The organism is Micromonospora salmantinae (assembly GCF_022230905.1).
Lineage (GTDB): Bacteria > Actinomycetota > Actinomycetes > Mycobacteriales > Micromonosporaceae > Micromonospora > Micromonospora salmantinae.
Genome location: NZ_JAKKFG010000003.1, coordinates 48,181 through 57,330, shown reverse-complemented (window position 1 = coordinate 57,330; position 9,150 = coordinate 48,181). Strand labels below are relative to the sequence as shown.

Sequence of the window (9,150 nt, the reverse complement as noted above, 5' to 3'; positions counted from 1 at the left end):
AAGAAAAGGAACAGGAACAGGAACAGGAACAGGAACAGGAACAGGAACAGGAACAGGAGCAGGAGCAGGAGCAGGAGCAGGAGCAGGAGAGATAGTCATACATCACCGTGCGTCACCACCATCGATGAACACCAATCAACCCGGCGCGGCATGCGAGCGCGATACCTCCAGAGGTTCACCTCGTTCCCACTTGCGGCATGCTGGTCTGGTGTTCGCCGACGACGTAGTCGCAGCCCTTGCACAGTGGTCGCCGTGGCTACCCTTCCACGATGCGGCTGTCTCGGCGCCGCGTCTTTCGGGCGTGTACCTCGCTCGGCAAGGGGCAGCAGGCGGTCTCGCTTATGTGGGCATGGCCGGCGAGCGTCGTGGCCAAGGACTTCGAGGACGGCTCACCGCGTACCGCCGTGGGAAGGCAGCGGTCAGCGGGTTGGGAGAAGCCGTCCTGGATCGAGCCCTTGCCGATGCCGCGTTCGTGCAGGAGCACCTTGAGCAACTCATCGGCGGCCAGCCCAAGCGCGCGGCGGCTTGGGCTCAAGACGCCTTGAACTGGGCGGACTTGCATATCAGGTGGGCTGTGACGGAGGACCGGCAAGCTGCAGTGACACTCGAGCGAGCAGTCCTGGACGCGTCGGCCGCGTCACCGCTTTGGAACGGAGCACGATAGCGATCCCTCATTGCGGCATCCCGAGCCAGCAGCAGCATCACGTTATGCCCTGATCCGCTGTCGATCATCAAGTTGAGACTGCAGACGAAGCTTGCCCTCATGCGTCGCGTTTGGACGTCGGATCAGACCCAGATTGCTGAGGGCCAGCCATCCGAGTATTCGACAGGCGGTTCTGGAAGAGACGTTGCGGCACCGGTGGCGACTCGTGCGGCCGTCCAGGCTGCGACACCAGCGTCGAGCACGTCGTCAACGGCCGCGGCGTGGCCAGCCTCCCCCACGTCGTCGGCAAGATGAATGCCAGCATGGTTGAGCAAGCGCCGGCGATGATGCGCTCCCGCCCAGGTGCGCTTACCGTCCGGCAGCGGCGAGCCGGCCAACCTCGCGAAAGACACCTCCGGGTGCACCTCCACGACCTGTCGCCCTGCCTGCCGGGCCCAGATGTCGACTTCGAAAATCTTGGCGCGCAACCCATACACCTGGGCAGAGACGCCCTCACCGGTCCGCTCCTTGTTCACCTGCACCGCCGCCGCATGGCTCTCGGCCTCCAACGCGGCCCGGACCGGTGTCATGAATACCGACGATCGTCGAGGCCCTACCAACTTGTGCGCCAGCACGTCCGCCTGGCGCCGCCCGCTGTCCGGCAGGCCGATCGGGATGTCGATGCCGATGACGGCGAGGTGACCATCCATCTCAGCACCAACTACAAGCGCGACGATCGTTCTCCCGACATGCACCGTCACGGCGCCATCGTGCAGGACAACTCCAACCCAGCCAGCCTTGTACGCGTCCACACCAAGCACCCTTGACGACATCCGGACACGATACGACCAGCATTCGACGATCACGGGCTGGCGAACGGCGCGCGGACGCATCCGAGCACCCAGCGGCAGATCCGGATACTCACTGGGCTTGAGCCGGGCCGGGTGTTGCGCGGTCAGGTGTTCCTGGCCCGCGGCTGTCTCATCCCGGGCCTCGAGGTGGAGCAGTCGGGCGGCGTCGACCCTGGCGGCGCGCAGCGCACCGGCGGAGCAACGCCGTGCGTAGGGGTACCCGCGCCAACCGGAACACCAACGCAACCGGACTGCGGGTGGCCGCGCATGCCGTACATATGTACGATGTGCGACTTTAAAAATCTCCGCCTAGCCTGCGTGGTGACCGCCGCCGCGCCATTGGCCGTGGATTCGCGGCGGCGGTCTATTGCCCACTCCAGGTATTCGAGAAGGAGCAACGTGACAATCCTAGTAACCGGAGCGACCGGAAATGTGGGTCGCCAGGTGGTGACCCAACTGGTCCGGGCCGGGCGACCGGTGCGGGCGATGACCCGCCAGCCGCACCCGGGTCGGCTGCCGGATGGGGCCGAGGTGGTCCAGGGAGACTTCGAACGTCCCGAGACCTGGCGAGCGGCGCTGGACGGAGTGCAGTCGGTGTACCTGTTCCCCTTCGCGTACGCCGCGCCCGACCATGGGTTCGTCGATGAGGCGGTCAAGGCCGGCGTCACCCGGTTCGTCGTGCACTCGGCGGCGGCGGCCGGGTTCGCACCCGGAACCGGAGGCGACGGCGCCCTCGGGCGGCACCTGGCCGAGGAGCGGGAAGCGCACCGTGGGTTGGAACTGCTGGTGGAGGCCTCCGGCGCTGAGTGGACCCATGTGCGGCCGGGCCTGTTGGCCACCAACGCGCTGCGGTGGGCCGATCAGATCCGGTCCGGACGGGTGGTGCGCGGGCCGTACGCGGCCGCTGGCTACCCGGTGGTCCACGAGGCCGACGTCGCTGACATGGCGGTCGCGGCGCTGCTGACCGACGACCATGTCGGTGCTGCATACACCGTCACCGGCCCGGTGAAGGTCTCGCAGGCGGAGCAGGTCACCGCGATCGGTGCCGCCATCGGCGTGCAGGTGCGGTTCGAGGAGCTCGATCCAACCGAGGCGCGCAGGCAGTGGCTGCGCGACGGCTTCGATGAGGAGACCGCCAATTGGATGATCGCGCTGCTAGCCGACGCGGTCGACGGGACCGGTGCGCTGCCGCCAACGGACGCCTATCTGCAGGTGACGGGACGACCACCGCGCACGTTCGCCCAGTGGGCCAACGATCACGCCGCCGACTTCCGGCTAGAGGTGACGCGATGACGATTCTGGTCACGGGTGCCACCGGCATGGTGGGCCGACACGTCCTCGCCGAACTGGTGAAGACCGGCCATCGGGTCCGCGCACTGACGCGGACGCCGTCGGCGTCGAGCCTTCCGGACGGGGTGGAGGTCGTCGGCGGCGACCTGACGGACCCGCCGTCCCTGGAGCCGTCGTTGAACGGCGTCGAGAGGATGTACCTGTTCTCGGTCGGACGGACGGCGCGTGACGTTGTCGCTGCTGCGAAGTGGGCCGGCGTGCGGCGGATCGTCGTGCTGTCCGGGGCGCTGGCCGACACCGACGACAGCGAGGACGGGTACCTGGCGGTCGAGCGTGCGGTCGAGGACTCCGGACTGGAGTGGACGCACGTCCGACCCGGGGAGTTCGCCGCGAACTGGCTGGACTGGGCCCCGGCCATCAAGAAAGGTCGGGTGGTTCGCCGCCCATACGGGGCTGCGGTCACCCAACCCACCCATGAGGCGGACATCGCCGCGGTCGCCGCGACGGTGCTCGTCGAGGACGGCCACGCCGGCCGGACCTACACCTTCGCCGGCCCCGAGGCGCTCACCACCGTCGCGCAGGTCGACGCGATCGGCACGGCGATCGGTGCCACGGTGCGGTTCGACGAACTCGATCCGGCCGAGGCCCGGGCCGAGTGGATCAGCAACGGCTATCCGGAGACGTTCGTCGACTGGATCTTCACCATGTGGGCGGAATCCGCGCGTGATCCCGCCCCGACGAACCAGGAGTGGGCCGACATCGTCCCGCGCCTGACCGGCCGACCCGCGCGGACATTCGCGCAATGGGCCACCGACCACGCGGCCGACTTCCGGTAGACCGTTCATCGTGGGGCATGGGCTCGCCGCCCGGGCCACATGCCCCACACGACCGTCAACCCAGCACGACGCGACGAACCCTGGGCGCAAACATCCTCAACTCGGCAGAAGCGGATGCCGGGGGCATCACCGTGGTGGACGGCCAGTGTCACGGACCGTGTCCGGCATGCTCAAGGCCGGTGTAAACGGTCAAGTGAAGCTGATGTGTAACGGATCAAGCGGAGTACGACAGTCGGGCTAGGCAGAGTGTGCTGTCCTCCGGATGGGCGGCCGCCGCTCCCCCGGCGGCCGCCCACGCCTCGGTCAGCTGGCGTAGACCTCCAGCGTCGACAGCTGCCCAGCGGGCCACCCCGTATTGCCGGTGACGGTGATCCGCACGTAACGCGCCTGCGCGGCGGTGAACGTCAGCGTCACCTGATTACCGGTAGCCGGGTTGAAGGTCCGCCCCGCCGACCCAACGAGCGTCCCGAAGCTCCCCCCGTCGGTGCTGCCCTGCACGGCGAGGGTCTGCGTCCGGCTGCCCCACGCCGACGACGGCGGCAGCTTCAGCACCACCCGCCCGACAGTGCGCGGGGAACCCAGATCGACCTGCACCCACTGCGGGAACGCGCTGTTGGCACTCTCCCAGTAACTGTTCGCGTCACCGTCGACAACGTTCCCCGACCCGTAGCTCTGGACGTGGCTGCTCTCGCTGGTGGACCGACCCCGGGCGAGGTCCGAGTTCGCCGCGGCGTCAGTCGTGACGGTGACCGCCGAGGACGCGCCGGAGGTGTTGCCGGCGGCGTCGCGGGCCACAACCGTGAAGGTGTACGCGGTGGACGCGCTGAGCCCGCTCACCGTCGCCGTGGTGCCCGTGACGGTGGCGACGACGTTGCCGCCCTGGCGTATCTGGTAGCCGGTCACGCCGGTGTCGTCGGTGGAGGCCGTCCACGCCAGGGACACGCTCGTCGACGTCTTGCCGGTCACGGTGAGGCCGCTCGGGGTGGTCGGCGGGTTGTCCGGGACGGTGGTGCCGGCGTACACCTCGACCTGGGCGAGTTGGGCCGCCGGCCAGCCGGTGTTGCCGCTGATGCTGAGGCGGACGTAGCGGGCCGTGGTGGTCGTCAGCGTGCGGGTGACGGTGTTGCCGGTGGCCGGGTCGAAGGCGAACGCGGAGGCCCCGGCGATGGTGGCGAAGGAGTTGCCGTCGACGCTGCCCTGCACGGTGATGGTCTGCGTGCGCGCGCCCCAGCCGGCGGGCAGCCGCACCACGAGTTTGTTGACCTGGTGGCTGGCGCCGAGGTCGACCTGCCACCAGTGCGGGAAGGAGCCGCCGCCGCTCTCCCAGTAGCTGCCGGCGTTCGAGTCCACAGCGTTCGACGCCGGGAACCCGCCGCCCTGGCTGCTCGCCGAGGTGGGTCGGCCGGCGGCCAGGTTGCCGGTGACCGGTGGCGGGGTGCCGACCATCGGCGGGGTGGGGCGTACGGCGGTGAGCGCGAGTTGCCCCTTGAGCATCCGGCCGCCGTCGGCGGTGATCCGCAGGTAGTAGTCGGATGAGCAGGCCACGCCGTCCTCGTCGAGGGCCCGGATGTTCGCGCCGGCCGGGGTGGTGGCCTGGGTCTCGGACGTCTTGGCGATCTGGTTGCCTTCGTTGTATTCGTCGAACATGGACACGTAGAGGCCCTGGGAGCCGAGCCGGACCATGTTGTAGATGTGCCGCCAGTAGAAGTCGCCGTGTTTGCGGTGGCCCCCGGCGAGGTCGCCGGGCATCACGCAGGGCAGGTAGTCGATGCCGCGCGCCGCGCAGTCGGCCATGTCGCCGACGTTGACGTTGTTGTAGTAGGAGTCCAGCTCCTCCACGGTCCTGGCCCGGTAGACCATCCACGGGGAGATCGCGTGGAAAGCGTGGTAGACGTCGAGGAAGCCGGGGCGGGAGTCCTCGATGCCCTGCCGCCACCAGGTGGGCACGCCACCGATGACGTAGCAGCCCTGGGCCTTGAACCAGTTGATGACCTCCAGGCAGGGCCCGGGAGTGAAGGGGCGGCTGGGCTCGCTGAAGCCGAAACCCCAGATGCAGACGACCGGTTTGCCGTTCTGTCGGGCGTACGCGGAGGACGCGGTGTGCGCGGCCATCTTCGTCGTCCAGTCGGTCTTGATCTCCGATTGGAAGGTCAGCCAGTCGGTGACGTCGTACATGATGTAGAACTTGCGGTTGTGGCGCTCGGCGGCGGAGCGGACCTTCTGGGTCATCGCGTCGCGGGTAGGGCCCTCGTCGCCCATCGGGTTGAACCGTTGCAGCGCGGCGGTGTCGCAGCCGTTCTCCTGCATCCAGCGGAAGTGGGTGTCCACCGTCTGCTGGTCGTACGAGGAGAAGAGGGTGGCCGGCTGGCCGTTGCCCAGGTTGGGGTACGCGGTGGGATAGGTGCGGGTGTACTCGCGCATGTCCGGCCAGGACACGATCGTGGTGTTGGCGGGTGAGGGCGGCTGGAACCGGTCGCGGCCCCAGTGCCACCAGCCGCCGATCGGCGCCCCGTCGCCGGGTGCGCTGAACCAGCCCTGGTAGCCGACCGTCACCTTGCCGACCACGTCCCCGGGAGGGCTGGCGGCGTTCGCGGGGCTGGACATGCTGGTGAGCAGCTCGGTGGTGGAGGCGGTGGCGAGGGCGGACCCGGCCAGCACCGATGTGACGAACCTGCGGCGGGAGACCGCCATGACGACCACTCCTTCGGGACGGAAGGCATTGACGGCCATCGTGGCAGCAGTGGATGCCGACCCGCAAGAGTGAGACTGATCTATGAAAATCCCGATCAGATGACGGGAATTACGCGCTGAGCCGTCACTGGCTGACGGCGCGCTCCAGCGCCCACACCGGAGACAGGATCTGACTTGGGGCTTGGCGGCGGCGGGCGTCGCGCACCGTCATCCGTACGCCCTCGATGAAGCCGATCTTCGGGTACCACCCGAGCAGCTCGCGCGCCTTCCTGGTGTCCAGCGCCATGTTGCGCACCTCGCCCGGCCAGGGCAGCGGCTCGTAGCGGGCCACGTTGTCGACGCCGGACGCCTCCCGGACCGTGTCGTACACCTCGTTGACGCTCGTCTGCCGACCCGAAGCGATGTTGACCATGCCCACCCCGGGGTGGTGACAGGCGACCGCGATCGCCTCGGCGACATCGCTGACGTGGACGAAGTCCCGGGTCTGCGTACCGTCGTCGTAGATCACCACCTGCCGGCCCCCGAGCAGCGCGTCGACCATCAGGGACACCACGCCGCAGTCGCTGCCGTCCTGCCGGGGCCCGTAGACATTGCCGAAAACCATCGAGGTGTACGACAGGCCGTGCTGACGTCCGTACCAGTCGAGGTAATGAACGCCGGCGGCGGTGCTGACGCCGTACGGGCTCACCGGGGCGATCGGGTGGTCCTCACGGACCGGCAACTCGTGGGCGGCGACGTTGCCGAAGATGGCGCTGCTGGCCGCGTTGATCACCAGGCGTACGCCGCCGCGGGCGCAGGCGTCCAGCACGTTGACGGTGCCGAACACGTTCACGTCGGCGTCGTACAGGGGTGAACGATGGGCGGCGGGAACGCTCGGCTGTGCGGCGAGGTGCACCACCACGTCCGGCTGCCACTGGTGGATGACCTCGACACCCTCCGGCGTACGGATGTCACCCGAGACGACGTCCGCCTCGGTCAGTCCGCCGATCGCGGCGTCGGCCAGGTTCTCGAACCGGCCGGTGGAGAAGTTGTCGAGCACCCGGACCTGGCTGCCCATCAGCATCAGCCGGGCGACCACGTGGCTGCCGATGAAGCCGGCACCCCCGGTCACCAGCACGCGCCCGGGAATCAGGTCCGTCGGCGGGCCGACGCCGACGGCGGTAACGGGCAGGTCCATGTCGGACTCCTTGGAACGACGGAACGGTCGGCCCGCTGCGGCAACCGGACGGCCGGACACGACCATAGCCCACCAAAAAGCCACCAAACGGACGATCAGCCGAATGTCTTACGTAGAGATATGCGAGGTTAATACGAATGTCCCTGTTTGGCCTATTCGTCACTATTGAACCTTTATCGCTAGTACTTTCTCCCCCGGGGGGGTGTCCGCCGGCATGCCCTCGGAGCACCGGACGGAGAGGGAGGACGGCGTGTTGAGAGAGACTGCGGGTCCGCCGCCGCGACAACCGGGCGGTGGCGTGATGAGCGCTCCGCTGCTGTCGGTACTGCTGGTCAGCTGGAACACCCGCGAGCAGACGCGACAGTGCCTGGAGTCGCTGGCGTCGACCGCCGATCCCGATCTGGACTACGAGGTGGTGGCCGTCGACAACGGCTCGTCCGACGGCTCAGCCGACCTGCTCGCCGACCAACCCCGGGTACGACTGATCCGCAACAAGCACAACAACGGTTTCGCCGCCGCCGTGAACCAGGCGTACCGCCGGGCGAACGGGCATCTGATCCTGCTGCTCAACAGCGACATCCGGTTCCACCCGGGCGCGCTGTCCCGAATGGTCGACCACCTGCGGGAGCGGCCGGACGTCGCAGGGGTCAGCCCGCTGTACCTCAACCCGGACGGCACCTTTCAGCAGCACTACGTTCAACAGCCCAGCTTCGCCGCCACCATCGCGCTGGTGACCGCGCTGCGTCGGCTGCCTGGGTTCCGCCAGGCGCTGCACCGGTTCCAGATGCGGGGCGAGGACTTCAGCCGTCCCCGGCAACTCGCCTCGGGCAGCTGCGTGCTGCTGCGCCGCACGGTGCTCGGGCAGCAGACCATCTTCGACGAGACGTTCCCCGTCTACTGGACCGACGCGGTCCTCGCGCGGCAGCTCGACCAGGCCGGGCACGAGCTGTGGATGCTCCCGGACGCCGTGGTGACGCACAGCCGGGGCGCTTCCTGCCGGCTGCTCGGGCCGACCATCCGCTTCCGACACCTGTTGGGCAGTCTGGTCGGATATCTGCGGCTGACCCAGCCCTGGTACCGGTTGCCGGTGTTCCGGGCCGCGCTGCTCGCCGACCACCTGGTCAAGCGGCTCTTCGGTCGATCCGTACAGCTGGGCCTGGGCGACCTGCTCGCCGCGCTGCGCGGCGACGTCGGCCCGCTGCCCGACGGTGACACCCGCGACTGGGTGGTGCTGTTCAGCCGGACCCGATGGTCCGTCGACGGGCATTCGACGGTGCTGGGGCAGTTGGCGCCCGGGCAACGGTTGCTCTTCGTCGACCCGCCGGGACGCCGGCCGCGCTGGCGGTGCGAGGTCACCCCGATCGGCTCGGCGGCCTGGCACGCCGTCGCACCGACCGCGCTGCCGCTGGGTGATGCGGTGCCGCTGGTGAACTGGATCAACCGGCGGATCGCGGCCGGCGCACTGCGTGGCTGGCTGGACCGGCACGCCGGCGCCCGCCTGCTGCGACTCGACGACGAGCGCGCCCGTCCGGTGCTCGGCCGCCTCGGCGAGGACGAGTTGCTGCCCGCCGGAGCGCCACGGCCGATGGAACGGTCGGGCCGTGGCTGAGCACAGCGCCGCCCGGCGCCGCGAGGTCGCCACCGGCAACAGCTGGTCGGCAC

At 68.9% G+C, this 9,150-nt stretch carries 6 protein-coding genes; 3 read left to right on the top strand and 3 right to left on the bottom strand.

The window, feature by feature from the left end; translation table 11 throughout:
• Positions 1 to 786: 786 nt before the first annotated feature.
• Positions 787 to 1,536 (bottom strand): DUF429 domain-containing protein, encoded by a 750-nt coding sequence (locus PSH03_RS02545; RefSeq protein WP_238688131.1) that lies wholly within the window; start codon positions 1,534 to 1,536, stop codon positions 787 to 789.
• Between the two features lie 357 nt (positions 1,537 to 1,893).
• Here PSH03_RS02545 and PSH03_RS02540 point away from each other — a divergent pair, with 357 nt between their 5' ends.
• Positions 1,894 to 2,787 (top strand): NAD(P)H-binding protein, encoded by an 894-nt coding sequence (locus tag PSH03_RS02540; RefSeq protein WP_238688130.1) that lies wholly within the window; start codon positions 1,894 to 1,896, stop codon positions 2,785 to 2,787.
• Positions 2,784 to 3,620, top strand: coding sequence for an NAD(P)H-binding protein (locus tag PSH03_RS02535; protein WP_238688129.1), 837 nt, complete (start codon positions 2,784 to 2,786; stop codon positions 3,618 to 3,620). The genes PSH03_RS02540 and PSH03_RS02535 overlap by 4 nt, the downstream gene beginning before the upstream one ends.
• 303 nt (positions 3,621 to 3,923) lie before the next feature.
• Here the strand turns inward: PSH03_RS02535 and PSH03_RS02530 are convergent, their stop codons facing one another.
• Positions 3,924 to 6,311 carry a glycoside hydrolase family 99 protein gene (locus PSH03_RS02530; protein ID WP_238688128.1) on the bottom strand — a complete coding sequence of 796 codons (2,388 nt, stop codon included), beginning with the start codon at positions 6,309 to 6,311 and terminating at the stop codon, positions 3,924 to 3,926.
• A gap of 124 nt (positions 6,312 to 6,435) precedes the next feature.
• Positions 6,436 to 7,488, bottom strand: a complete 1,053-nt coding sequence (locus PSH03_RS02525) for an NAD-dependent epimerase/dehydratase family protein (protein WP_238688127.1) — start codon at positions 7,486 to 7,488, stop codon at positions 6,436 to 6,438.
• Between the two features lie 301 nt (positions 7,489 to 7,789).
• On the opposite strand from PSH03_RS02525, the gene PSH03_RS02520 reads away from it, so the two are divergent.
• Positions 7,790 to 9,097 (top strand): glycosyltransferase family 2 protein, encoded by a 1,308-nt coding sequence (locus PSH03_RS02520; protein WP_238688126.1) that lies wholly within the window; start codon positions 7,790 to 7,792, stop codon positions 9,095 to 9,097.
• The last annotated feature ends 53 nt before the right edge of the window (positions 9,098 to 9,150 follow it).